Raw genomic sequence first — 24,241 nt, 5'->3', positions numbered from 1 at the left:
CCCGAACTCAGAGCAAAGAACAGAATTTAAAGCCCATTTTGCCCTAAAACGATAATGGTGCTGAACACATAAAAACAAAAAGTCCTTCAATAGTGAAGGACTTTTTGTTTGGTAAAATATATACTTTATTAGATATTGAATGCTACAGATAATGTAACATCAGTATTGTTGATATCCAATGTAGCTGCATCTGTAAGTCCTACATTGTATAATCGTTCATTTATTTCCCTTTGAGAGTTTTCAACTGCTAAGTCTAATTTGAAATCTCCAAAATTATAACCTAAACCAAAAGAGTAACCAGTTAAATCTCCATAAAAATTTTCATCTTCATATGGGCTTTCATCTAAACGATATCCTCCTCTAAAACTCAATTGCTTGTAACGATATTCACCACCAACCCTATATGAAGAAGCTACTTTTAAATTGTCACTTATGATATTGTTTTGGGCCGCAAAAAAGGTGTCCGAAGTAGGTCTGAATTCAGTATTGCCAAAATCCTTTCTTGAATAATCAAAACTGATAAGGCCTTGGTCTCCAAAAACTAGAGCAAGACTTCCAGTAATTTTACTAGGAGTTTTCAACCTATACTCTGGGAAAATGCTTATAATATTTGGATTGATAATTTCTGTGATTATAGAACCACCATCATCTCTAGTAGTTGCTAAGAATTGTGCTGTCTCTTCTGTGATTCTATACCATGTTGGTGAGTTGTAAGTAAATCCAAGACGTATCACATCATTAAGTTTGGTAATTGCACCTAACTGGAATGATATACCGGTACCTGTTGTAAATAAACTGTTTTCGAACCTAACGTCTGTTACTATTGAACCAGTATTATTATTCGTTTCATCCAATAGGGTAGCACGTTCATAATTAATGAAATGGGTATTGATATTTACTCCTAAGTATAAGTTTTCACCATATTGTGTAGAAGCATTAAAACTAAATTTTCCGTTATAACCAGTAGCTATGTAGCTATATCGTTGGTTAAATTCACCATCGGCAATGTTGGATGTATAAGATGTATTGTCATCTGTATCTGCATCTGGTTCCAAAATATAAGACTCAAATCCAAGGAAAGCTTGCTGATTAGCAAAGCCAAAAACGGCACCAATATCTGCATAGGCTTCAGTAATACTTTCACCAGGGAATGCTGAGATTTCATCTAATCTTAAACCTTGAGCTTGTTCTAAAAAGTAATTACCTATTGAATTACCAGTTTCAGTATTAGGGTTAAAATTTATTCCTGAAGCCACCCAATCATTATCATAGTTTGCTGTTTTATCATAGGCAATACTTAAAGCAAACTTTCTCCATTTAGAACTTTCGTCATAGTTTTTGAAAACAAAGGCTCCTCCAGCTTGGTTGATATCAAGCTTAGAATCGTTTGATGATGTTAGCCCATTAAAAAAGCGTACATCATTACTAGTATTTAAGCTTGAAAGTGATAAAGAGGCATGGCTAGAATTGAATACAGCTGAACCTGCAGGATTAATACTTACGGCAGACATATCTCCACCAAGAGCTCCAAATGCTCCCGACATTGCCCTAAATCTTGCTGTTCCTTGCACATCATCTGTTGCATATCTTACGGCATCTGTGATGTCTTGAGCTTTTAAATTTGGCATAGCAAGTGCCACTATGAACAGTATAGCTAACTTTTTCATATTATTTTTTTCTTAGATTGTTTAAAGTGAAATGATTACCTTCTTCTACCTCCTCCTCTTGAGCCAGAACTTCTAACAGAAGATCTTGAGCCTCCTCTACTAAAAGAGGATGAACTTCTTGTAGATCTAGATGAATTAAAACTTCTTCTAGGTCTAGATGATGAGTTCACTCTAGGTCTAGTTGAAGAACTTCTAGGTCTTGAAATTGAGGAATTTCTAGGGCGTGAAATTGTCCTAGGTCTGGTAATAGATGAATTATTATTTCTTCGAACTCTAGGTCTGGTAATAGATGAATTATTTCCTCTTACTGTAGAGTTTCTTCTTACAGTGGAATTTCTTCTAATTGAACTATTGTTTCTAGCGAAGGATCTGTTACTTCTATTATATATATTACCTCTGCGTCCATAGTTGTAAGCTAAACCTCTACGGCCAAAGTTTCTGTAACCGTTTCTATAGTAGATACCATTACCATACCATGGAACACCATAGCCATAACCGTAGAATGGTGGGCACCAGAACGGGTCATAGAAACCTCCCCAGCCCCAGCCGCCGAAGCCGCCACCAAGCCAAAATGGGTCATAAAAACCTCCCCAACCATAGTTCCAAAATGCTCTGTTATTCCAGAATACTCTATTATAACCCCATCCGAATCTATTCCATCTCCAAGGGTTATTCCACCACCATACATTATTGAAGCCAGCATTGATGTTTACAATTATTTCAGAATCATTTGCAGAACCCCATCCAGCATGGCCAGTATTATATTCTAGGATTTCAGTAGAATCTTGACTTTCTACTCTACCTTCATAAGAATCTATATCAGTGAAAATTTCGCTTTCTTCAACTATTTCATCATATTCTCTAGATTTTTCAGCGAAGTAGTTTTTGTAGTATGAGTTTTCGTTAGTGGTTGTAGTAGCGTTAGAAGTTTCTTCTACAGGAACTTCTTGTGTTGTTCTAGAATCAGAACTATATATACCATCATTGTCATAACCAGCATACTGGTATGAACCACAAGAAGCAAGCATGAAAAATGCGCTTGTTGCAACAAAAAATGGCAATTTCGATTTCAAGTAACTTTTAAATTGCATATCTCTTTCAGATTTATTGTTGAACATAACAAAAATAGTTAGTTTTGCTGAACTAATTTTTTATTTAACATAGTCACAATTTTTGTGCCAAAATACTGATAATGGGGAAGAATCTTACAAGTAGAGCTGAGGATTATTCAAAATGGTATAACGAATTGGTCGTAAAGGCTGATTTAGCTGAGAATTCGGCGGTTAGGGGTTGTATGGTAATTAAGCCCTACGGTTATGCAATTTGGGAGAAAATGCAAGCAGAATTAGACCGAATGTTTAAAGAAACTGGTCATCAAAACGCATATTTTCCTCTTTTTGTGCCCAAAAGTCTATTTGAAGCAGAGGAAAAAAACGCTGAAGGTTTTGCCAAAGAATGTGCGGTTGTTACACATTATAGATTACAGAATGATCCAGATAATCAAGGTAAGCTAAGGGTAGATCCTGAAGCGAGGTTGGAAGAGGAGCTTGTTGTAAGACCTACAAGTGAGGCTATAATCTGGAATACTTATAAGAATTGGATACAGAGTTATAGAGACTTGCCAATTCTCATCAATCAATGGGCTAATGTTGTACGTTGGGAGATGCGTACACGATTGTTTTTGAGAACAGCTGAGTTTTTATGGCAAGAAGGTCATACTGCTCATGCTACAGAAGCTGAAGCTATTGAAGAAACAAAATTAATGAATAGGGTATACGCTGAGTTTGTCGAAAACTTCATGGCGATCCCTGTTATTAAAGGTGTTAAAACAGAAAGTGAACGTTTTGCTGGCGCAGTTGACACACATTGTATTGAAGCTTTAATGCAAGATGGTAAGGCATTGCAAGCTGGTACATCTCACTTTTTAGGACAAAATTTTGCTAAAGCTTTTGATGTGAAGTTCACCAATAATGAAGGAAAACTAGATCATGTTTGGGCAACATCATGGGGAGTTTCGACAAGGCTAATGGGAGCACTTATTATGACGCATAGCGATGATAATGGATTAGTGCTACCACCAAATTTAGCACCAAATCATGTTGTTATTGTTCCTATATACAAAAGTGATGAGCAACTCAATGCTATTACTGAGGTTGCTGAAAACTTAATGAGTCAATTGAGAGCTGTAGGCGTGTCTGTGAAGTTTGATAACAGAACTACCCATAGACCAGGAGCTAAGTTTGCTCAACATGAGCTACAGGGTGTTCCATTAAGAATAGCAATTGGACCAAAGGATTTAGAGAATGGTACCGTAGAATTAGCACGAAGAGATACATTAAGTAAAGAGATTGTTGGATTAGATGGACTTAGTGACAGAATTAAATCTCTTTTAACTGAGATTCAAGAAAACTTATTTAATAAGGCATTAGAATATAGAAATAGTCATATTACTGAAGTAAATTCTTTTGATGAGTTTAAAGAAGTCTTAGAAGTTAAGGGAGGATTTATTTCAGCGCATTGGGATGGTACAGCTGAGACTGAGCAAAGAATCAAGGAATTGACAAAAGCGACCATTCGTTGCATTCCTTATGATTCTGTAGAGGAGGCTGGGCAGTGTATTTTAACTGGAGAACCATCCTCTCAGAGGGTACTTTTTGCTAAGGCCTATTAAAAAAAATCAAAAAAAATTAGTTTGTGGTTGCAACATTTAAAAATAGTTGTATTTTTGCATCCGCAATCTAAGGTTGCTAGTTCATTATAAATGATGAAATTTTAAATGGCCCGTTCGTCTATCGGCTAGGACGCCAGGTTTTCATCCTGGTAAGAGGGGTTCGATTCCCCTACGGGCTACAATTTTTTAATAAGAAAGAAAAGAATGGCAAATCATAAGTCAGCTTTAAAAAGAATCAGAAGTAACGAAAAGAAACGTTTACTTAACCGTTATCAACATAAAACTACACGTAATGCAATTAAGAAGTTACGTGAGACAACTAGTGCAAAGGATGCTCAAAAGCTTTTCCCTTCAGTAGTAGCTATGATTGATAAGTTAGCTAAGAAAAATGTAATTCATGCAAATAAAGCAGCCAATTTAAAATCTGGTTTAGCTAAGCATATAGCCTCACTATAAGATAGGTTTGAATTAAAATATTTAAAGCCTCTCAATTGAGAGGCTTTTTTCATGGTATAAAAATAAAACCCTTTAGATTTTCTAAAGGGTTTTTACATTTTTTATTTGTGATAGATATTATCCATTCATTGAAATAAGGAATTCTTCGTTATTACGAGTTTGCTTGAAACGATCATTAACAAACTCCATCGCCTCTACAGGATTCATATCTGCTAAGTACTTTCTCATAATCCACATACGTTGAATCGTATTGTCATCTAATAATAGATCATCTCTACGTGTACTAGATGATACAAGATCTATAGCAGGGAAGATACGTCTGTTAGAAATTCTTCTATCCAGTTGTAGCTCCATGTTACCTGTACCTTTAAACTCTTCAAAAATAACTTCATCCATTTTTGAGCCTGTTTCTGTAAGTGCAGTAGCTATAATGGTTAAAGATCCTCCATTTTCTATATTACGTGCGGCTCCAAAGAAACGTTTTGGCCTATGCAGTGCATTTGCATCTACACCACCACTTAATATCTTACCTGAAGCTGGTTGTACAGTATTGTAAGCTCTTGCCAAACGTGTAATGGAATCTAGTAGGATTACTACATCATGTCCACATTCTACTAGACGCTTTGCTTTTTCTAAAACGATATTGGCAATCTTTACATGCTCATGAGCTTCTTTATCGAAAGTCGAAGCAATAACTTCTCCACGAACATTACGCTGCATGTCTGTAACTTCCTCTGGACGCTCATCTATTAATAAGATCATTTGGTATACCTCTGGATGGTTAGCTGCAATAGCATTGGCAACATCTTTTAGAAGCATTGTTTTACCAGTTTTTGGTTGCGAAACAATCATACCACGTTGTCCTTTTCCGATAGGAGAGAACAAATCCATAATTCTAGTAGAAATAGTACTCTGCTTTTCTGCAATATCAAATTTCTCTTTTGGGAATAACGGTGTTAGGTGTTCAAAAGAAACTCTGTCTCTAACCACTTCTGGTTTTAATCCGTTAATCTTACTTACTTTGATAAGCGGGAAGTATTTTTCACCTTCTTTTGGAGGACGAACATGCCCAAGAACAGTATCTCCAGTTTTTAACCCAAATAATCTAATTTGAGACTGAGATACATAAATGTCATCAGGTGAAGATAGATAGTTGTAGTCCGAAGACCTTAAGAAACCATAACCATCTTGCATAATGTCTAAGACACCTTCACTTTCTATAATAGCATCGAACTCATAATCTGGCTCTCTATAGCGATTTCGGTTGTCTTTGTTACCATTGTTCTGGTGGTTTTTTCCACCATCCTTTTGACGGTTTTTATTATCGTTGTTCTGTTTTTTATTTTGTTGGTTACGATTATTAGAATCGTTAGAGTGTTGGTGTTCTCTCTTAGGTTGTTCAGCCTTTTTGTCTTGCTGATTGTTGTTAGTTTTCTGCTCCTTCTTGTCTGAGAACTCAATAGCTTGTTGTTGCTCTTGTTTTGGTTGTTGCTGTTTTTGCTGCTTTTGGTTTTGTTGTGGTCTTTGAATTCGTTCTCTTTTTCTTTTTTGAGAGGCTTGACCATTATTATTAGGAGCGGCAGGTGGTTTATTTTCAACCTTTACTGAATCTGGATTTGCAGCAACATGATCTAGTATTTGATAGACTAAGTCTAGTTTTTTTAGACTTCTATACTTTGGAATACTAAGCTGTTTTGCGATTTCCTGTAACTCAGGTAGCTTTTTTTCTTTTAATTCTGAAATTTCAAACATTGATATATGAATATAATATTGTAATGCAATATGAAAATTGATTGTTCCTAAACTTTCCTAAATGAAAAATAAGTGGGAAAAACCGATTATAAAATCTGAAGATTTAACAACACTATAACGTATTACGACAGTGATTGTTACTGCAATAATACAATTTTATTTTAAAAAACTGTACATGTTTTAAGAAATAACTCTTAATTTTGTCGCTCGTTTTTACAATCATAGATGTTACAGCGTATACAAACAGTTTATTTATTACTAGCAGCAGGTATTTCGGCAGGACTAATTTTTGTATTCCACCTATGGACTACAACAGAAGAGGTTGCCTTTTTTGCTAAAGATAATTATACTTATTTAGGTATGTTTATTGGGTCTGCTTTACTATCTTTGATTTCGATTTTTAGTTACAAGAATAGGAAATCTCAGTTTGTTCTGGGACGACTAAATATAATATTGAACTTTATTTTACTAGGAGTATTCGTTTATCAATCTCTAAATTTATCTGGAGAGACTAACGTTTCTGAGAAAGGTATTGGGATTCTTCTTCCTATTTTTTCTATCGTGTTTTTGGTTTTAGCCAATAAAGCCATTAAAAAGGATGAAGATCTTGTAAAATCAGTTGATCGATTACGATGAACCTAACATCTTAGTAGTATTAGTGCGTAAAACCCAAAGCGAAAGCTTTGGGTTTTATTTTTTTATTTGATTATGTCTGTTACTGTTTTACAAACCTGAGAATTGTTTGTTTACTTAGGGCTTCAACTTTTACAATATAAATTCCACTGGCGAGATTTGTCACATCAATAGTAGTGTCGATAGATGTTAATGCTTTTTGACCATTTACTGAGTAAAATGAAATACTTTCAATAATATTAGGTTCAATGTTTTTCAAAAATATTACTGATTTACTCGGATTGGGATATAACTGAATTTGCTCTTGTGAAAAGTCAGAGATTGATAAACCAGATTGATTTTCAAAAGCGCCTATATCCATAGTATTTACTATTTGCTTAGTATCTCCATCGGTGTGCATAACATATTCGTTCAATATATCATGGTCTGGAAGGTGAATAGCAGGAATTGCACTGCCTGCATCAACTAATGGAGAAGTGTCTGTTAAATTGAAATCTTGGTTCCCAAAATCTACAAACAAAGGGTCAGAACCATTTAGATTGTTACCTTGATCATTTACGGTACCTGATCCACTATGATTATCTACCCAATTTGTTTTAATCCAATTGTACTGCAAATTCAGAGTGCCATCACCATTAATCATTGCCAAAGAGTTTCCGCTATTGGTGCAGTAAATTACATTATTGAATGCATTTATGGTTTCGTCTACAGTAGAGAGCCGAGCTATAGTAGTATTGGAATTTCTCGTAGAAATGACTGTGTTATTATAGAAATAAAGATTTCCCTTTCTATATCTTGAAGTCGTTCCATTATCGCCCCCATAATGCACTATTTGAGAATTTCCTGCTCCGTCTGGCTCAATGAGAATGTTTCCATAAGCATAGGTGGTTAAGTAGGAAGGATCATTATACAAAGCTGACGCTCCAGATTCTACAAGATCTAACTGACGGTTACCACTTTCAATCCAATTATATCTCACTACCAATCCTGCAGACCTGTCTTTAAGGTTATTACCTAAAGCACCAGATCTCAAAGGTCCAAATCTATTATACTCATAGATAATTCCTAAAGCTTCTGTATAGGTGTTGTGCTCAAAAATGCTACCAACTATACCATTGTCATAGATGTAGTTTTTGGCAATAAGAATATTTTTTGTCTGTCCACCATTAGCGCCAATGAAAATACCATTTCCAGAGTCGTGAATGATACAATCTCTGATAATGATATGCTCTCCTTTTTCAATATATATGGAGGCAGCATTACTGGAATAGGTATCAGTTGAACCGTTATCTGTGGTGAAATTATAGGCTGGTCTTGCAGATCTTAATTCTAAATTTTCAATAGTAATATAACTGGGCAAGCCATCTGCGGGAATGCTGGAACCTCCAATTTTGATAAGTCCTCTAACTTCATTCCAATAATTTAAATAGGTTGGTGTTACCGCACCATTACCATCAATTATTGGTTTTTGTCCGCTTGGACCACTAACACCAATAATTTCAATTCTATTTTGTGCTGTGCCTTGGGCATTGATGACCCATTTTTCGTAATAGGGTGTACTTTTCCAATGAATAAAAATTCTATCACCTGGTTGTAAAGCATCCCATGGAGCATCAGCAATATTTGCTAGTGGTTGTCCAGGGCCAACGTGATAGTCTGTGGCGTAAATTTTGGTGTAAGGGAGGAGGGAACATAAGAGAATAAATAGAAATAGTCTCATAATATTCAGATTTGGGGTTATGTAAGTAAAGTAACATGGGTTCGTAGGTATGTCACTTTAACAGTTTAAATATAGTGAATTTGAGATAATTAAGGGGTTTATAACGTGAAAGGGTATTACTTTTTGAACTCAATCACCTCTAAATTATCAATCTTATCCTTATCTATAGTGAATCGCAACATGGTTCTTACTTTATGAAAACCATGTTTTCCTACAGCGCCTGGGTTCATGTGCAGGAGATTGAGGCTTTTATCTGGCATTACTTTCAAAATATGAGAATGTCCTGTGATGAATAATTTAGGAGGGTCTTGCTTTAATGCGTCTCGTACTCTGCCGTTATACTTAGGGGGATAGCCACCAATATGTGTTATCCATACATCGACACCTTCGCACATAAAGCGATTATGTTCAGGAAATTCTACTTTGGCTTTAGCATTGTCGATGTTACCATAAACTGCACGCAAGGGTTTTAAAGCTTTGATCTTATCAGTGACTTCGAGGTCTCCAATATCTCCAGCATGCCATACTTCGTCTGCTTCTTTTACATATTCTAAAATGCGATCATCAATGTAGCTATGCGTGTCTGAAAGTAAGAGAATCTTTGTCATTATAATTTTCCCGCGAAAGTGGAAATCTTTTAAAATATAATTAAATCTTTAAGCTTTGTTAATGGGATTCCTGTCTTTGAAGGAATGCGTTATCTTTGTGCCTTAATTGTTTCAAAAGTACTATTTCCTTGCGATATTTTATTGAGTTAAGTTATAATGGAAAAGCATATCATGGCTGGCAGAATCAACCGAATGCTATTTCAGTTCAGGAAGTTATTGAAAATGCATTGTCTACGTTGTTAAGTTCAAGCATTTCCATAGTTGGTGCAGGACGTACAGATGCTGGTGTACATGCGAAACAGATGTTCGCACATTTTGATACGGATTCTGAAATAGATGAAAAGCAACTTGCATATAAACTCAATTCGTTTTTGCCTAAAGATGTAGCAATACATGAAATTTTTGGGGTTAAAGATGATGCACATGCACGCTTTGATGCTACATCGAGAGCATATATTTATGAACTTAGTACAGCTAAAAATCCCTTTACAACTGAGACTGCTTACTTAGTAACGCTGCCTTTGGATGTTGAAGCGATGAACAAAGCTTGCGAAAAACTATTGGGGCATAAGGATTTTCAATGTTTTTCTAAGAGTAATACAGATGTAAAAACGTATTATTGTACTATAGAATCGGCAGTCTGGTCAGAAACGGATTCGGGCTTAAAATTTGAAATCAAAGCTGATCGGTTTTTGAGGAATATGGTACGCGCAATCGTTGGTACTTTATTGAATATTGGTTTAGGAAAGCTGACGATAGACGATTTAGATACAATAATAGCATCCAAGAATAGGAGTGAGGCAGGATATTCTGTGCCTGCTCATGGTTTATATTTAACTGAAGTTAAATATCCAAAATCTATAAGATTATAATATGGCAGAAAAAAAGGCAAGTGTATTTGATGTGGAGCTTTTTAAGCGTTTGTTGACGTTTATAAAGCCTTATCGTGCTGTGTTTTTTGGATCCTTATTCTTGGTCATCGGACTTGCGGTTTTTGGTGCCTTAAGACCAAAGGTGTTGCAGGTAGCAATTGATGAAAATATAAAGCAACAAGAGGCTCAAGGTTTTCTATTTTATATACTGTTGATGATTGGATTGCTTACTATGGAAGTAATCTTTCAGTTCTTATTTATCTATGCAGCTAACTGGCTTGGACAATCGGTTGTAAGAGATATTCGTGTAAAGCTTTTTAAGCGAATGTTGGGTTTCAAGATGAAGTATTATAATGATTCTTCAGTTGGAATCCTGATTACTAGAGCAGTAACCGATATGGAGCGTATCGCAGATATTTTTGGACAAGGTTTGTTCATGATTTTTAGTGATATTTTGAAGATGTTAGTTGTTGGAGCAATAATGCTAAGTATGAATGTGAAGTTGAGTCTTATTGTCTTCACGACATTACCAATCATCATATTTGCAACGAAGATTTTTCAAAAGTACATGAAGAAAGCTTTTGAAGATGTGAGAACTGAAGTCGCTAAATTGAATTCTTTTGTTCAGGAACGTGTTACAGGAATGAAGATTCTTCAGATTTTTACCAGAGAAGAGACTGAATATAAGAACTTCAAAGCAATCAACGAACGCCATAAACAAGGCTGGTTAAAAACGGTTTGGTATAACTCAATTTTCTTTCCAATTGCAGAACTTCTCTCATCATTAACTTTAGGAGTCGTAATCTATATTGGAGGATTAGATGTAGTTGCTTCTGGTGTAGCTACGGAAGGACAATTATTTGCTTTTGTGATGATGATCCCAATGATGTTTAGACCGCTAAACCAGATTGCCAATAAGTTCAATACATTACAAATGGGAATGGTTGCTGCTGATAGAGTATTCAAAGTATTAGATACATCGTCTCAAATAGATGATAATGGTACTGAGGTTGTGCAGCATCTTAGAGGCGATATTGCGTTCAAGGATGTAAGATTCTCTTATGTTGAAGGTGAAGAGGTTCTTAAGGGTATTAATTTTAATGTGAAAGCAGGTGAAACGGTTGCTATTGTTGGAGCCACTGGAGCAGGAAAATCTACTATTATTAATTTATTGAGTCGTTTTTATGATATTGATTCAGGTGAAATATGTATCGATGGTAAACCAATAAAAGCGATGACCTTAGAATCATTGCGTTCTAAGATAGCTGTTGTGCTTCAGGATGTCTTCTTGTTTGCCGATACAATAATGAACAATATTACTTTAAATGATGAAGCCATTACCGAAGAAAAAGTCATTGAAGCTGCTAAGGAAATAGGGATTCATAATTTCATTACAAGTCTTCCGGAAGGATTTCATTACAATGTCAAAGAACGTGGTGTGATGCTGTCTTCAGGCCAACGACAATTAATTTCTTTCCTTAGGGCTTATGTCACCAATCCAAGTATTTTGGTACTAGATGAAGCGACTTCATCTGTAGATTCTTATTCTGAGCAATTGATTCAGAAAGCAACGGATAAAATTACCAAAGGAAGAACTTCAATTATTATAGCGCATCGTTTGGCCACTATTCAGAAGGCTGATAAGATTATCGTTATGGATGCTGGTAAAATTGTAGAGCAAGGCACTCATGACGAACTGCTTAGAAAGGAAGATGGTTACTACAGAAATCTTTACGAAGTTCAGTTTATGAAAGCTGATGTAGCTTAAAAAGAGCTAACCACCAGATTTTGCCGCTTTTTGCGCTTCGATAAGTTGTTGCATGTCACCATTGAGAATCATGGTAAGAACCATAATAAGGGTGAAAATTATAAATACCACAGCCAAAACTACAAAGAAGATAAGCGTTCTCAAGATGATTTGTCCTGTGTTGAGTTGGTATAGTCGTTTTAGACAATAGGCAAAGTAGAAAAATTGAATTGGTAGAATAAGCATTCCTAAAGCTGCAAAAGAAATTAAGTTGAAAGGAATGACTATAGCTGTTATCAATGCGATGCATATAGAAAACTGGGCTTGAGCATATAAAAATATGACAAGCAATTCTGTATAATTGAAAGTTTTAACCCTAAAGAAAACAATTTTAGCCATCAAAGCATATAAAGGAATATATAGCATCATTACCAGAGATTGGTAATCATTCATGAACTTGTATGTTTTGTCAAACATGGCTTGTTGCCGTAAACCAACTTCAGTAGTCGTATCATACAATGTTAAGTCGGTTTGAAACTTTTGGATAATTAATATCTGGAGCCCAGAAAGTGTTATGGCTAAAGCAAAATAACTTATCACATTAACATAGCGCTTTCTAATACCATTAATATAACCACCAATAACTGCTTCGGGTTTTTTAAAAAGATCTACAAATGTCCTAAGAAGTTTATTGTCGTAATTGAAAAAAGTCTCACTTACGTGTTCAAATAGGTTTTTCAGGGTCAATCGATTTCTAATTACTTTTGCACCACATTTATTGCAATAGTCACTATGATCAGATAATTGAAAGCTACAGTTTTTGCAAGTCATATTATGCATTAGAATTAAGGAGTGTTAACACTACGATTACAGAACCAAACAACAAGGTAAACCATATTGAATATATAATACCTACAAGTACCATATTTGCAAATGTCATCCAAAATGAAGATGCAAATACACGCTTAAAGATATAAAAGTAATAAACCATCGAAATTACCATAATGAATCCATAGAATACCATAAAGTTTAGTTTGAAAATCGATGAAAGCAAAATGATTATAAACATGGATATCAAGAGCTGTGCAGAGTAGTACATGTTTATTACAATATGCTCAGTAAAATTATATCTCTTATTTGAGGTTATATGATAAGCAAGCCATGTAGAAATAGCGCCAACAGGTACAGAGAAAATATAAATGAGGTTCTGATAGTTTTTTATAAAATTCATGCTGTCCATATAAGACTGAATGATTGCTTTGGATTTGGGATCGTTTGTGTTTTTTAAAAAGTCATCCATAAAAGACATGTCTGCCTCTATTGCATTATCCAAAAGCATATTGGTAAGGAAAAGCTGAATTCCAGCAAGCGTCAATGAGATAGCAAAATACTGAACAACACCAACATGTTTTTTGCGAGTACCATCAATATATTCATTAATTACGGTTTCTGGCTTCGTAAATAAGTCTCTAAATGTTTTTAAGAATCTATTGTCATAGCTCAAAAATTCTTCACTCAAAGACTTAGACAAATGTTTTAGAGTTAGCCTGTTTTTAATGATTTTAGCACCGCATTCCGCACAGTAGCGTTGATTGGTATTAATAGATGTTTTGCAGTTTTTACATTGCATTAGCCAAGATCATTTTTAATCTTCTCGATAAGCTCTGTAGTGTCTTTATAAATTTCGAACTCACCATTTTTGATGTAAGATGTTTGTCCAGTTTCCTCACTGACTGCAATAGCCAATGCATCCGTTTTTTCAGTAATTCCTATAGCAGCTCTATGTCTTAATCCAAAACGTTGTGGAATGACTTTCTCATTATTTACAGGAAGAATTACTCTTGTGGCTTTTACGATGTTGTTGTCAATGATAATAGCGCCATCGTGTAATGGGCTATTTTTAAAGAAGATACTTTCTATAATAGGTTGAGAGACATTCATATTGGTTTCGTCTCCTGTACCAATCAAAAAATCGAGATTATTATTTCGTTCCAATACAATCAATGCTCCAGTGTTTGTCGCTCCCATTTTGGTGCAGGCAGAGATAATGGCTTCAACATCGGTTTCAACTTCAACGACTTTGCTAAGAAAGCTAAAGCGTTTAAAAAACCCACCTCTATTACCAATATTGGTCGAACCAATCATTAACAGAAACTTTCTTATTTCTGGTTGAAATACGACGATTAAAGCAATGATACCTACCTTAATAAAACCATCAAAAATATTATGAAGCATTTGCATCTCGAGCAATGCAGTGACTCTCCAAACTAAGTAGATGATGATAATCCCAATGAAGATATTTACAGCAACAGTTCCTTTAACGAGCTTGTACACATAGTACATAAGAATAGCGACGAGGAATACATCGATGAAGTCGATAACTCTTAAATCCCAAAGTTGAAATGTATCCAAAAGTGTTACTGTTTGTGCTAATTTAACAAATTAAGTTAAAAGATGATTTCGTATTTATCTATTATTAAATCATCAGTATTAAAATTGTTTATTTTGGATTTAATTTCAATGTAATCTTGAAAAGATAGTGACTCTTTAAAGAATAAGTGAAGCATGTTTTCAGACAACTCAATATTTTTTAATTCGTTAAGAAAATTATTAATATCAGTTTCAATTACCGAATTGCTGTAAGTAATGTTAATCTTATTTTTATTAAAAACTAACAAGTAATTATGTTGAATACTGTTATCAACTGCTCTTCCTTTAAAATTATAGCTTACATCAGTAAACTCCAAAAACCCTAAATTCCCAATACCAGTATCGTTACAAGTAAAGTAGTTCTTTGCATCTTCATTTTTGTGCATGGAGTCTTTATTTCTTTTGTCCTGTAAATATTGAAGATGTGGTACAACTTGTTTCAAGCTTAAACGCTTATCCACATTGACTAGCCAATTGGTGGTGCTAATCATGTTTTTTCTATTGAACAATGTTGAATCTGGTTGCGTTTCATCATAAAAAATATAAATAGGCGATACATCCAAAACTTCATGAATATTAGATGTTTCAACTTCTGGTAATTGTACCGTACGTTCATTACCACAAGAACACAATATGATAAAAAAGAGGATTAAGAATCTAGTCATTTTGTTTGAGTAGGTCGTTCAAAGTTATACATTCCATAGCTTCCTTTACATCATGAACCCTAAGAATTGAAGCGCCTTTTTGCAAGGCAAGCATGTTTAAGGCGGTTGTACCATTGAGTGCATGCTGTGCAGTTGTGTCCAAAGCTTTGTAAATCATAGATTTCCTAGATACACCAACAAGAATAGGCAATTCAAAAGTATCGAACAATTCAAGTTGGTTGAGTAGTTCATAGTTTTGCTCTAAGGTTTTTGCAAACCCAAACCCTGGATCACAAATGGTATCTACAATGCCAAGTGCTTTGGTTTTTTCGAGTCGCTCAGAAAAGTAAAATAAGATGTCTTTCAACAGGTTATCATAATCAGACAAGCTTTGCATGGTCTGTGGAGTACCTCTCATGTGCATCATAATGTAAGGCACTTTTAGCGTAGCTATGGTTTGTAGCATGTGTTCGTCTAAATGACCAGCAGAAATATCGTTAATAATTGCAGCACCTTTTTCAATAGCAATTTTAGCCACATTACTCCTAAAGGTATCAATCGATAATAATGCATCAGGATAATGCTCTAGAATAAGTTCAATCACAGGGATCAATCGACGTAACTCCTCATCTTCCGAGACAAAATCCGCTCCAGGACGCGAACTATATGCACCTATATCAATAAAAGTTGCACCATCATTAAGCATAGTTTCAACCTGATTGAGAATTGCGTCTTTGTTAGTATAGTTTCCACCGTCGTAAAACGAATCTGGAGTAACATTGAGAATACCCATAACTTTGGGAGAAGAGAGGTCAATGAGCTGCCCTTTACAATTGATGGTCATATAGTTGATAAACTTTAAACTTTAAACTTTGAACATTAAACTATTTAAGCGAAATTTACGCAAATTTAAAGGATTTTAGATGCAAGATACTTCAAAGCAGTACGATGCTGTTATAAAGATATGTAGAGACTTATTCGTCAAAAAAATGAAAGATTATGGAAGTGCATGGCGAATACTAAGATTACCATCATTAACCGACCAAATTTTTATTAAAGCGCAGCGCATAAGAAGCTTACAACAAAATAGTGTACGTAAGGTAGACGAAGGAGAGGTGAGCGAGTTTATTGGCATTATCAACTATTGTATAATGGCGTTAATACAATTGAAGAAAGGCGTTGTGGAGCAACCAGATTTAGAATTGGATGCTGCTATTGCGTTATACGATGAAGAGGTTAATACGACCAAACAATTAATGGAGGATAAAAACCATGATTATGGAGAAGCTTGGAGAGATATGCGTGTAAGTTCTTTAACGGATTTAATCCTTCAAAAGTTATTGAGAGTAAAGCAGATAGAAGATAATGCAGGCAAAACATTAGTAAGTGAAGGCATCGATGCTAATTATCAAGATATGATCAATTATGCCATATTCGCAATGATACATTTAAACGAAGATCAATGAAATATATAGTTAACCTTTGTAGAATTTTAGTTGGTGTTTTATTTATCATTTCTGGGTTTATAAAACTCAATGATCCATTAGGATTTTCATATAAACTTCAAGAATATTTTGGTGCAGACGTACTCAATCTGCCTTTCTTAGAACCATACGCTTTAGGAATTTCAGTATTTGTAGTAGTGTTTGAAGTGGTTTTAGGTGTGTTCCTTCTTATAGGTTATAAACCAAAATTCACTGTCTGGAGCTTGTTAGGGATGATTGTCTTTTTCACATTCTTAACCTTTTACTCAGCTTATTTCGATAAAGTTAAGGACTGTGGTTGCTTTGGAGATGCACTGAAGCTAACACCATGGGAAAGCTTTACAAAGGATGTTATTCTCCTTGTATTGATCTTGATTATTTTCCTTGGAATAAAACATATTAAACCAATATTTGGAAAGTTAGGACTTACAATTACAGCACTTCTAAGTTTTGTAGCCTGCCTTTGGTTTGGGTATCATGTTCTAATGCATCTACCATCAATAGATTTTAGAGCATATAAAATCGGGAATAATATTCAAGAAGGAATGAGTACTCCAGAAGATGCAGCAAAGCCTGTTTTAGAGTATACATGGATCTTTAATGTGAATGGTGAAGAACAAAAAATCACAACAAATGGTAGTTATCCAAATGTTGAAGGTGGTGAATATGTTGGTTTAGATGGAGACCCGAAAGTTATTGACGAAGGATATATTCCGCCAATTCAAGATTTTTCTATTGAATCTTTAGAAGAAGACTTAACGCAAGAATTCTTAGAAAAGGAGAACTTAATTATTGTTGCAATGTATGCCATAGATAAAGCCGAAGAAGAAGGCCTTTTGAAGCTAAAGAACTTTACGGATAATGCCATTAGAAATGGGTACAATGTTATTGGATTAACATCATCAGGAGAAGATGCAAAGGCATATCTGAAAGATACTTACGATCTAAATTTCGATTCCTATCTGTGTGATGAGAAAGCTATTAAAACTGTCGTAAGATCCAATCCAGGGATTGTAATGCTCAATAAGGGAACAGTTACAGATAAGTCGCATTGGAACGATATTGAAGACATAGAATTGACCGAGTTGCCGAATGCAATACCAAAGTTGAATTTTGAGTTAAAGCGTCAATTGGATAGTGTTTTGGTTGAAGACCAAAGATATAGAGCAAATTCTACTATGGAAACCTGGGGCAAACAAATGGCAATAGATAGTACCAATGCACTACTAATCAAAGACATTATAGAAGCGCACGGCTATCCTGGGAAATCCTTAGTAGGAGAACCGACAAATACTGCAGCTTGGTATGTAATCCAACATTCTAATATGATTGAAGATTATTTGCCTGCTATCAAGGATGCCGCTAAGTCTGGAGAATTACCAAAGCGCTTGGCAGCAATGATGGAGGATAGGCACTTAATGTATAAAGGAGAACCACAGATTTATGGTACTCAAGGGAGTTCTTATGGCTATAATTCAGATAATCCGCTTAGTCTAATTTGGCCAATTGCGGATTTTGAAAATGTAAACAAAAGAAGACAAGAAGTTGGTTTCGATACGACTATAGAAGAATATAGTAAGCAGCTTTACGGCGATGATTTTGAGTTCAAAAACTATACAATAGAAGAAGTAAACAAGATTAAAGAATCTTTTAAACAATAGACTTTCTGGTAGGTTATGTGCTAAATAAACTATTCTATGCGCTACTCACATTATTTGGAGTAGTAACCGTCATTTTCTTTCTATTCAATATACTTCCTGGTGATCCAGCGCAAATGATGTTGGGTCAAAATGAAGATAGCGAGCAATTGGCAATTATAAAAGCAAAGTATGGCTTCGATAAACCGATAGGCACTCAGTATTTATATTACCTCAATGACCTCTCACCGATTTCATTTCACTCTAAATCTGAAAATGACTATACCTATTTAGACAAAGAAAAATATTCAGCTACACCTTTATTTTCGATAGGAAACACCACCACTGCATTAAAGCTTCCTTACCTAAGAGAATCGTTTACTAAACAAGGTAAGAAAGTGTCTCAAGTTATAGGAGAGACATTGCCAAACACGTTTGTACTTGCGATTTCAGCCATTACCATTGCTATAATTATCGGGTTAATATTAGGAGTGATTTCAGCCTTAAAAAAGGATTCATGGATAGATAGAATGATACAGGTGTTGAGTACTTTGGGCATGAGCGTACCATCTTTTTTTAGTGCCATTTTATTTGCATGGTTTTTTGGTTTTTTGCTTCATAAGTATACCAATTTAGAAATGACAGGTAGCCTATACGAGCTTGACGATTTTGGAGAAAAGATTCATGTTAAATGGAAAAACCTCATACTTCCAGCATTGGTTTTAGGTATTAGACCCTTAGCTGTAATTATTCAGTTAATGCGTAATTCATTGTTAGAAGTCTTAAGTCAGGATTATATCCGAACAGCTAGAGCTAAAGGATTAAGTGAGTTTCAAGTTGTAAAAAATCATGCAGTAAAAAATGCGCTCAATCCTGTCATCACTGCTATTTCTGGATGGTTTGCATCTATGCTCGCAGGAGCAGTATTTGTAGAATATGTTTTTGGGTGGAACGGTCTTGGAAAAGAAATCGTGAATGCGCTGAATACACTTGATCTTCCAATAATCATGGGTTCAGTATTAGTTATTGCAAGTTTATTTGTAATGATAAATATTTTAGTCGACTTAATATATGCTTGGCTAGATCCGAAAGTCAAGATACAATAGTCTAAAGCATGGCATATATGAAAAAGATTGCATTCTTATCACTAATTATAGTATTCTTCGTTAGTTGTGGCGAACCGCCATTACAATTCTCTGAAGAAGCTTTAAGTGAAGAACTTACTACTTTAAATGGAGAGTCACTGACTTTATCGGATGTATTAGACCAATACAAAGGAAAGACTGTGCTAATTGATGTTTGGGCATCCTGGTGCGGTGACTGTATTCAGGGTATGCCAAAAGTCAAAGAGTTACAAGCAGAATTTACTGATGTAGATTTTGTGTTCTTATCTGTTGACCGAAATGATACAGCTTGGAAACGCGGTATACAACGTTACAATGTGGTTGGAAACCATTACTTTTTGCCAAAAGGACAGAAGGGAGCATTTGGTAAGTTTTTAAACTCTAATTGGATTCCCAGATATATGGTTATTGCCGAAGATGGTAGCATCAAACTCTATAAAGCCAAAAAAGCTACTGATGAACGCATTGTAGAAGCTCTCAAATAGTTATTTTTGTTTTTTTAAAATGAATAATAACTTCATCTAGAAGACTTCTAATATGAGAGCAAAAATTGTTGCAGGAAACTGGAAAATGAATAATGACCTGTCTCAAACCGAGGCATTGATTTCCGATTTAAGAACTCAAAATAAAACATCGAACGCTGAGGTAATGATTGCTCCAGCATTTACAAACCTATGGCATGCATCTGAAGCATTACGTTCTACTGATATCGAAGTAGTGGCTCAGAATATGCATTTTGCAGATAATGGAGCCTATACAGGTGAAGTTAGTGCTGACATGCTAAAAAGTGTTGGGATACAAACTGTTATTCTAGGCCATAGCGAACGCAGAGCATATTTTAATGAGTCTGACGAAAGTCTAGCAAAGAAAGTTGATCAGGCTTTGAAACACAGTATGCGTATCATTTTTTGTTTTGGAGAAGAACTCAACGATAGAAAGTCCGGAAACCAAGAACAAGTTGTAGAAAGCCAAATCAAGAATGCATTATTCCATTTAGAAGAAAGTTCCTGGAGCGACATAGTACTAGCTTACGAACCTGTTTGGGCTATTGGTACAGGAGAAACTGCAACGCCAGAACAGGCACAAGAGATGCACGCATTTATACGCAAAACCCTAAAAGAAAAATATGGTGAAGCTGTGGCAGAAAGCACTACAATACTTTATGGTGGTAGCGTGAAGCCAAACAATGCTAAAGAAATTTTTTCAAAGCCAGATGTCGATGGCGGATTAATTGGAGGAGCTTCTTTAAAAGCAGAAGATTTCTTTCAGATAGTAAATGCGTTTTAGATAGATGGGAAAACCTTTTCTTAAAAGGCTATTAAGGCAGCTTGGTATCATAAAATTCTCTGATTACCTGAGATATTATGTTATGAAGCTCATCAATCTAAAAGATAACAAAGCTTTTAAGAAAGAGTTTCCTAATGTGCCAATTCCTCCAGATTACACCTTGTATGAAGCACATTACCTTAATTATCGAGGCTACTATAATGATGGACTTACCAATGCCAAGATTTTAAAAACTCAGTTTGAAGCGCATACTGATTTCAAAGAAAAAAAAGTTCTGGATTGGGGTTGTGGCCCAGCTAGGATTATAAGGCACTTCTCTGAATTGTGCCCAGATGCTGACTTTTACGGTACAGACTACAATAAATCTACCATAGCTTGGAATAGGGCAAACATTAAAAATGTTACGTTCGAATCAAACGAGGTAAACCCACCTACAGTTTTTGAAGATAATTTCTTCAATGCAGTATATAGTTTATCAGTCCTTACACACCTATCAAAAGCGAACCATTACAGTTGGATAGAAGAGTTATGGCGTATTACCAAGCATAATGCTATTTTGATAATTTCTACACATGGAGAAGCTTTCAAAGAGAAGCTAATACCAAGCGATAAAGCTACTTTCGAAAACAATGATCTTGTAGTGCAAGCCAATACATTAGAGGGACACAGAACTTATGCTGCCTATCATCCGCCAAAATTTATGCTCGACTTATTTTTAAACAAGTTTGAAGTCCTCGAGCACTTACCTGGTAAGGTAGAAACTTGGGGAATTTCTCAAGATAAGTGGATTTTGAAGTGCATTAAATAACCCGTTTTTTCAAGATTTTTTTAGAGTATACTACTTAAGGGAATTCCCTGATTTTTTGTAAACCAAGGAATGCCCTGACGTAATTTTTTTGTGTTGAATATACCTTGCTTTCCGATAAAAGTGTAATCAATAATTAAGGAATTATGAAAAAATCAACTCTAATTTTTGTTGTACTATTTAGTATATGCAAAACAATTAAAGCACAAACTGTTCATATAGTGGACAATAACCAAGGTTCAGGGGCACAGTATACCTCAGTGCAAGCTGCAATCAATGCGGCAGACCCCAATGATATTATTTATATACAACCATCTCCAAACAACTATGGCGATTTGCAAATGACTAAGCCCTTAAAGATTTATGGTATTGCTCATAATCCTGAACTCAATGCTGGTCAAAATGCACGTGTTAATAACATCTTGTTTAGATATGCAGATGCATCAGGATCCAGAATTTCAGGGCTACGTATTGCTGGCGTTTATCTAGATAATACAACCTATAACAATCATGGTGTTGTCATTACTAACAATCGCATCGTAAATATTAACGGAAATAGTAGCACAGGGAGAGCAAACGATGCAGTTATTTCTGGAAATTTCTTCTATCACGACTCCTCGAGAGCAATAGACAATTATAATTCGCAAAACTGGATCATTTCCAATAATACATTTACCAGACAAAGTACATATTGGGGATATGATCTTTTTTATAGATTAAACAATACTACCTTATTAAACAATAATATTATATTGTCGCGTCAAAATGGAGATGGGAATCAATCCATACAGCTCTTTAATGCATGTTCTGGGACTCAAATCACAAACAATATTTTCATATTCACAGGTAATAGTGTGGTTAATATGAATCTTGGGAGTAATAGCGCCTTAAATTTTCAAAATAATCTGACTTATAGCTATAACTCAACATTTGATAGTCTTTCAGGGGCCAATAACTTAGATAATACAGATCCTCAGTTTGTTGCTTTTAACCCAAGTTTCTCTCTAAATAGCCCTAATCAAGACTTTCACATACAAGGCGGATCAGCTGCTGAAGATGCAGGTACAGATGGTAACGATTTAGGAGTGTTTAATGGTGTCTACCCATTTAGTTTAAGAGGTTACCCAACAGACTTACCATACTTAGAAGATTTTGTGATATACAATAACATCATATCAGCTGGCACACCTTTAAGTATCAATATTAAGGCGAATGCCAACATAAATAACTAATTCAAAAATCTAAAAAGATGAAGCGACTATTAATCATAATATGTGGTTGGTTATGCTATACTTTTGGTTACTCCCAAATTGCTTCAGCCGAGTATTTTATAGATTCAGACCCAGGAGTAGGAAACGGAACAGCATTAGTAGTTTCTGGTAATGAGATTGATCAGAATTTCAACATACCAACTGTAGGTCTAGATGAAGGCATTCATAAATTGTATATAAGAATTATTGATGTTGATGGTAACTGGAGTTTGTACGACAAGAATGTGTTTTACATAAGCCCAGCCAACGAAAATTCATCATCAATAGCTTCAGCCGAGTACTTTGTAGATACCGATCCAGGAGTAGGAGGAGGAACAGCGTTGACGATTTCGGGTAATATAGCAGATGAGAATTTCAATATACCAACTGTTGGATTAGATGAAGGTGTTCATAAGCTATATGTAAGATTGATTAATGACGATGGCAGTTGGAGTTTGTATGATAAGAATGTGTTTTATGTAAGTCCAAATAATGAAAACAACGCACAGATAGTTTCAGCAGAATATTTTATTGATACAGACCCAGGAGTAGGGGGCGGAACAGCGTTGACGATTTCGGGAGATGAGGTAGAAGAAGGTTTTAATATACCAACATTGGGCTTGGATGAAGGCGTTCATAAACTATATGTAAGATTGATTAATGACGATGGCAGTTGGAGTTTGTACGACAAAAATGTGTTTTATGTAAGTCCAGATAATACTAACACAGCACAGATAGTTTCAGCAGAATATTTTATGGATACAGACCCAGGAGTGGGAGGCGGAACAGCGTTGACGATTTCGGGTGATGAGGTAGAAGAAGGTTTTAATATACCAACAGCAGGTTTGGACGAAGGCGTTCATAAACTGTATGTAAGATTGATTAATGATGATGGTAGTTGGAGTCTGTACGATAAGAATGTGTTCTATATAAGTCCTAGTAATACTAATACTGCTTTGATTACAGCAGCAGAGTATTTTTTTGATATTGACCCAGGAATTGGAAATGCCGAGCCAATTGATTTGTCCGATACAGTAAGCTTGGATATGGATTTTGATGTTCAGGTACCTGATGATTTAATGGAAGGTGACCATGTGTTGTATATCCGCGTGCAGAATACTGATGGAACTTGGAGTATCTACGCTAGGTCAGAAATGCTGACTACACTATCCATACCAGAAATTATCATTACGAATTTCAAACTGTACCCAAACCCTGTTAGAGATGTTTTATATTTTGAAACTAACAATCAACCGATAACAGATTTAAAGATTATTGATCTTAATGGTAGAGTTATTTATGATAGTGTTCCTCAAAACTTTCAAGTGGATGTAAGCACTTTGAATTCTGGAACCTACCTCCTTCAGCTAAAAACTGATACTGGAAGTGTTTCAAAGAAAATCATTAAGCTGTAATAATAATTCAATTCTAAGGATGTATCTATAAGTGTTTCA

The 24,241-nt window shown here is 35.2% G+C and carries 23 protein-coding genes and 1 tRNA gene; 14 read left to right on the top strand and 10 right to left on the bottom strand.

The window, feature by feature from the left end:
- Positions 1–128 precede the first annotated feature (128 nt).
- On the bottom strand, positions 129–1,667 hold the full coding sequence (locus NCE97_RS15640; RefSeq protein WP_353780226.1) for an OmpP1/FadL family transporter: 1,539 nt from the start codon (positions 1,665–1,667) through the stop codon (positions 129–131).
- A 35-nt stretch (positions 1,668–1,702) separates the two neighbouring features.
- The gene (locus NCE97_RS15635; protein WP_353780225.1) at positions 1,703–2,785 is read right to left on the bottom strand and encodes a hypothetical protein; all 1,083 of its coding nucleotides are present in this window, start codon (positions 2,783–2,785) and stop codon (positions 1,703–1,705) included.
- Positions 2,786–2,859: 74 nt separating this feature from the next.
- Between NCE97_RS15635 and proS the strand changes: the two genes are divergently transcribed.
- From proS to rpsT, 3 genes are all read left to right on the top strand, one after another.
- Complete coding sequence (gene proS / locus NCE97_RS15630) at positions 2,860–4,338, top strand: proline--tRNA ligase (RefSeq protein ID WP_353780224.1); 1,479 nt, start codon at positions 2,860–2,862, stop codon at positions 4,336–4,338.
- A 107-nt stretch (positions 4,339–4,445) separates the two neighbouring features.
- Positions 4,446–4,517 (top strand) — tRNA-Glu (locus NCE97_RS15625).
- Between the two features lie 25 nt (positions 4,518–4,542).
- Positions 4,543–4,794 (top strand): 30S ribosomal protein S20, encoded by a 252-nt coding sequence (gene rpsT, locus NCE97_RS15620; RefSeq protein WP_353780223.1) that lies wholly within the window; start codon positions 4,543–4,545, stop codon positions 4,792–4,794.
- Between the two features lie 117 nt (positions 4,795–4,911).
- Here the strand turns inward: rpsT and rho are convergent, their stop codons facing one another.
- Positions 4,912–6,546: a transcription termination factor Rho gene (gene rho, locus NCE97_RS15615; RefSeq protein ID WP_353780222.1), complete on the bottom strand. Its 1,635-nt coding sequence runs from the start codon at positions 6,544–6,546 to the stop codon at positions 4,912–4,914.
- A gap of 225 nt (positions 6,547–6,771) precedes the next feature.
- Here rho and NCE97_RS15610 point away from each other — a divergent pair, with 225 nt between their 5' ends.
- Entirely contained in the window at positions 6,772–7,182 is a 411-nt protein-coding gene (locus tag NCE97_RS15610; RefSeq protein ID WP_353780221.1) for a DUF4293 domain-containing protein, read from the top strand.
- Between the two features lie 79 nt (positions 7,183–7,261).
- Here the strand turns inward: NCE97_RS15610 and NCE97_RS15605 are convergent, their stop codons facing one another.
- Complete coding sequence (locus tag NCE97_RS15605) at positions 7,262–8,899, bottom strand: T9SS type A sorting domain-containing protein (protein ID WP_353780220.1); 1,638 nt, start codon at positions 8,897–8,899, stop codon at positions 7,262–7,264.
- A gap of 116 nt (positions 8,900–9,015) precedes the next feature.
- Positions 9,016–9,507 (bottom strand): metallophosphoesterase family protein, encoded by a 492-nt coding sequence (locus NCE97_RS15600; RefSeq protein ID WP_353780219.1) that lies wholly within the window; start codon positions 9,505–9,507, stop codon positions 9,016–9,018.
- 128 nt (positions 9,508–9,635) lie between these two features.
- Here NCE97_RS15600 and truA point away from each other — a divergent pair, with 128 nt between their 5' ends.
- Together truA and NCE97_RS15590 are read left to right on the top strand one after the other, a co-directional pair.
- Positions 9,636–10,379, top strand: a complete 744-nt coding sequence (gene truA, locus NCE97_RS15595; RefSeq protein ID WP_353780218.1) for a tRNA pseudouridine(38-40) synthase TruA — start codon at positions 9,636–9,638, stop codon at positions 10,377–10,379.
- Between the two features lies 1 nt (position 10,380).
- Positions 10,381–12,147, top strand: coding sequence for an ABC transporter ATP-binding protein (locus tag NCE97_RS15590; protein WP_353780217.1), 1,767 nt, complete (start codon positions 10,381–10,383; stop codon positions 12,145–12,147).
- A 6-nt stretch (positions 12,148–12,153) separates the two neighbouring features.
- Here NCE97_RS15590 and NCE97_RS15585 read toward each other — a convergent pair whose 3' ends face one another.
- The 5 genes from NCE97_RS15585 to folP are packed head-to-tail and all read right to left on the bottom strand — an operon-like array spanning position 12,154 to position 16,044.
- Positions 12,154–12,957 (bottom strand): DUF3667 domain-containing protein, encoded by an 804-nt coding sequence (locus NCE97_RS15585; protein WP_353780216.1) that lies wholly within the window; start codon positions 12,955–12,957, stop codon positions 12,154–12,156.
- 1 nt (position 12,958) lies between these two features.
- Positions 12,959–13,756, bottom strand: a complete 798-nt coding sequence (locus NCE97_RS15580; RefSeq protein ID WP_353780215.1) for a DUF3667 domain-containing protein — start codon at positions 13,754–13,756, stop codon at positions 12,959–12,961.
- Positions 13,756–14,538 carry a diadenylate cyclase gene (locus tag NCE97_RS15575; RefSeq protein ID WP_353780214.1) on the bottom strand — a complete coding sequence of 261 codons (783 nt, stop codon included), beginning with the start codon at positions 14,536–14,538 and terminating at the stop codon, positions 13,756–13,758. The genes NCE97_RS15580 and NCE97_RS15575 overlap by 1 nt, the downstream gene beginning before the upstream one ends.
- A 35-nt stretch (positions 14,539–14,573) precedes the next feature.
- A complete protein-coding gene (locus tag NCE97_RS15570; protein WP_353780213.1) occupies positions 14,574–15,221 on the bottom strand; it encodes a hypothetical protein in 648 nt (215 codons plus the stop codon).
- Entirely contained in the window at positions 15,214–16,044 is an 831-nt protein-coding gene (gene folP / locus NCE97_RS15565) for a dihydropteroate synthase (RefSeq protein ID WP_353780212.1), read from the bottom strand. The genes NCE97_RS15570 and folP overlap by 8 nt, the downstream gene beginning before the upstream one ends.
- A 79-nt stretch (positions 16,045–16,123) precedes the next feature.
- Between folP and NCE97_RS15560 the strand changes: the two genes are divergently transcribed.
- From NCE97_RS15560 to NCE97_RS15525, 8 genes are all read left to right on the top strand, one after another.
- The gene (locus NCE97_RS15560) at positions 16,124–16,666 is read left to right on the top strand and encodes a DUF1599 domain-containing protein (RefSeq protein WP_353780211.1); all 543 of its coding nucleotides are present in this window, start codon (positions 16,124–16,126) and stop codon (positions 16,664–16,666) included.
- A complete protein-coding gene (locus NCE97_RS15555; protein ID WP_353780210.1) occupies positions 16,663–18,345 on the top strand; it encodes a BT_3928 family protein in 1,683 nt (560 codons plus the stop codon). The genes NCE97_RS15560 and NCE97_RS15555 overlap by 4 nt, the downstream gene beginning before the upstream one ends.
- Before the next feature lie 5 nt (positions 18,346–18,350).
- Complete coding sequence (locus tag NCE97_RS15550) at positions 18,351–19,427, top strand: ABC transporter permease (protein ID WP_353780227.1); 1,077 nt, start codon at positions 18,351–18,353, stop codon at positions 19,425–19,427.
- Between the two features lie 17 nt (positions 19,428–19,444).
- The gene (locus NCE97_RS15545; protein ID WP_353780209.1) at positions 19,445–19,930 is read left to right on the top strand and encodes a TlpA family protein disulfide reductase; all 486 of its coding nucleotides are present in this window, start codon (positions 19,445–19,447) and stop codon (positions 19,928–19,930) included.
- Positions 19,931–19,982: 52 nt separating this feature from the next.
- On the top strand, positions 19,983–20,732 hold the full coding sequence (gene tpiA / locus NCE97_RS15540; RefSeq protein ID WP_353780208.1) for a triose-phosphate isomerase: 750 nt from the start codon (positions 19,983–19,985) through the stop codon (positions 20,730–20,732).
- 82 nt (positions 20,733–20,814) lie between these two features.
- On the top strand, positions 20,815–21,540 hold the full coding sequence (locus NCE97_RS15535) for a class I SAM-dependent methyltransferase (protein WP_353780207.1): 726 nt from the start codon (positions 20,815–20,817) through the stop codon (positions 21,538–21,540).
- Positions 21,541–21,683: 143 nt separating this feature from the next.
- Positions 21,684–22,769, top strand: a complete 1,086-nt coding sequence (locus NCE97_RS15530) for a right-handed parallel beta-helix repeat-containing protein (RefSeq protein WP_353780206.1) — start codon at positions 21,684–21,686, stop codon at positions 22,767–22,769.
- A 17-nt stretch (positions 22,770–22,786) separates the two neighbouring features.
- Positions 22,787–24,202, top strand: coding sequence for a T9SS type A sorting domain-containing protein (locus tag NCE97_RS15525; RefSeq protein ID WP_353780205.1), 1,416 nt, complete (start codon positions 22,787–22,789; stop codon positions 24,200–24,202).
- Positions 24,203–24,241: the final 39 nt, after the last annotated feature.

This window comes from Winogradskyella sp. 3972H.M.0a.05, assembly GCF_040493455.1.
In the GTDB taxonomy this organism is placed as follows: Bacteria; Bacteroidota; Bacteroidia; order Flavobacteriales; family Flavobacteriaceae; genus Microcosmobacter.
Note: the sequence above shows the minus strand (reverse complement) of the source record. Positions and strands in the feature narration are given on the sequence as shown.

Excerpts from the sequence above, each read along its gene's own strand:
- NCE97_RS15640 (WP_353780226.1), bottom strand. The coding sequence starts at position 1,667 with ATGAAAAAGTTAGCTATACTGTTCATAGTGGCACTTGCTATGCCAAAT.
- NCE97_RS15635 (WP_353780225.1), bottom strand. The coding sequence starts at position 2,785 with ATGTTCAACAATAAATCTGAAAGAGATATGCAATTTAAAAGTTACTTG.
- proS (WP_353780224.1), top strand. The coding sequence starts at position 2,860 with ATGGGGAAGAATCTTACAAGTAGAGCTGAGGATTATTCAAAATGGTAT.
- rpsT (WP_353780223.1), top strand. The coding sequence starts at position 4,543 with ATGGCAAATCATAAGTCAGCTTTAAAAAGAATCAGAAGTAACGAAAAG.
- rho (WP_353780222.1), bottom strand. The coding sequence starts at position 6,546 with ATGTTTGAAATTTCAGAATTAAAAGAAAAAAAGCTACCTGAGTTACAG.
- NCE97_RS15610 (WP_353780221.1), top strand. The coding sequence starts at position 6,772 with ATGTTACAGCGTATACAAACAGTTTATTTATTACTAGCAGCAGGTATT.
- NCE97_RS15605 (WP_353780220.1), bottom strand. The coding sequence starts at position 8,899 with ATGAGACTATTTCTATTTATTCTCTTATGTTCCCTCCTCCCTTACACC.
- NCE97_RS15600 (WP_353780219.1), bottom strand. The coding sequence starts at position 9,507 with ATGACAAAGATTCTCTTACTTTCAGACACGCATAGCTACATTGATGAT.
- NCE97_RS15590 (WP_353780217.1), top strand. The coding sequence starts at position 10,381 with ATGGCAGAAAAAAAGGCAAGTGTATTTGATGTGGAGCTTTTTAAGCGT.
- NCE97_RS15585 (WP_353780216.1), bottom strand. The coding sequence starts at position 12,957 with ATGACTTGCAAAAACTGTAGCTTTCAATTATCTGATCATAGTGACTAT.
- NCE97_RS15580 (WP_353780215.1), bottom strand. The coding sequence starts at position 13,756 with ATGCAATGTAAAAACTGCAAAACATCTATTAATACCAATCAACGCTAC.
- NCE97_RS15570 (WP_353780213.1), bottom strand. The coding sequence starts at position 15,221 with ATGACTAGATTCTTAATCCTCTTTTTTATCATATTGTGTTCTTGTGGT.
- folP (WP_353780212.1), bottom strand. The coding sequence starts at position 16,044 with ATGACCATCAATTGTAAAGGGCAGCTCATTGACCTCTCTTCTCCCAAA.
- NCE97_RS15560 (WP_353780211.1), top strand. The coding sequence starts at position 16,124 with ATGCAAGATACTTCAAAGCAGTACGATGCTGTTATAAAGATATGTAGA.
- NCE97_RS15555 (WP_353780210.1), top strand. The coding sequence starts at position 16,663 with ATGAAATATATAGTTAACCTTTGTAGAATTTTAGTTGGTGTTTTATTT.
- NCE97_RS15545 (WP_353780209.1), top strand. The coding sequence starts at position 19,445 with ATGAAAAAGATTGCATTCTTATCACTAATTATAGTATTCTTCGTTAGT.
- tpiA (WP_353780208.1), top strand. The coding sequence starts at position 19,983 with ATGAGAGCAAAAATTGTTGCAGGAAACTGGAAAATGAATAATGACCTG.
- NCE97_RS15535 (WP_353780207.1), top strand. The coding sequence starts at position 20,815 with ATGAAGCTCATCAATCTAAAAGATAACAAAGCTTTTAAGAAAGAGTTT.
- NCE97_RS15530 (WP_353780206.1), top strand. The coding sequence starts at position 21,684 with ATGAAAAAATCAACTCTAATTTTTGTTGTACTATTTAGTATATGCAAA.
- NCE97_RS15525 (WP_353780205.1), top strand. The coding sequence starts at position 22,787 with ATGAAGCGACTATTAATCATAATATGTGGTTGGTTATGCTATACTTTT.